The organism is Rossellomorea vietnamensis, assembly GCF_001305855.1.
GTDB lineage: Bacteria > Bacillota > Bacilli > Bacillales > Bacillaceae_B > Rossellomorea > Rossellomorea vietnamensis_A.
In genome coordinates this window covers 1-548 of the sequence record NZ_LIXZ01000087.1, presented here as the reverse complement: position 1 = coordinate 548, position 548 = coordinate 1, and the positions used below count along the sequence as shown (strand labels likewise).

The window sequence follows — 548 nt, the reverse complement described above, 5'->3', positions numbered from 1 at the left end:
GATCAGCATGCCGCGGTGAATACGTTCCCGGGCCTTGTACACACCGCCCGTCACACCACGAGAGTTTGTAACACCCGAAGTCGGTGAGGTAACCTTTTGGAGCCAGCCGCCTAAGGTGGGACAGATGATTGGGGTGAAGTCGTAACAAGGTAGCCGTATCGGAAGGTGCGGCTGGATCACCTCCTTTCTAAGGAAGATTTACTAAAACGTTTGACACGTCGAAGTTTTGTTCAGTTTTGATGGTTTAATTACTGTCAGGGATTTTTGCGAAAGCAAAATATCCAACCATACTGTCTCTTTCGAGACAAATGATTGTTCTTTGAAAACTAGATAAAGATAAATTGATAGTCAAGAAATTACCGAGTATCGCCATTTTAGGTTTTAAACCTGATGTAACAACCAATTCGGTTAAGTTATGAAGGGCGCACGGTGGATGCCTTGGCACTAGGAGCCGACGAAGGACGGGACTAACACCGATATGCTTTGGGGAGCTGTAAGTGAGCTTTGATCCAGAGATTTCCGAATGGGGGAACCCATTGTTCGTAATG

The 548-nt window shown here is 46.0% G+C and carries 2 rRNA genes; both read left to right on the top strand.

Going from position 1 to position 548, the window contains the following annotated elements:
* Positions 1 to 187: ribosomal RNA gene (locus tag AM506_RS21885) — 16S ribosomal RNA — on the top strand; the annotation flags it as partial.
* 219 nt (positions 188 to 406) lie between these two features.
* Positions 407 to 548, top strand: a 23S ribosomal RNA gene (locus tag AM506_RS21880); the annotation flags it as partial.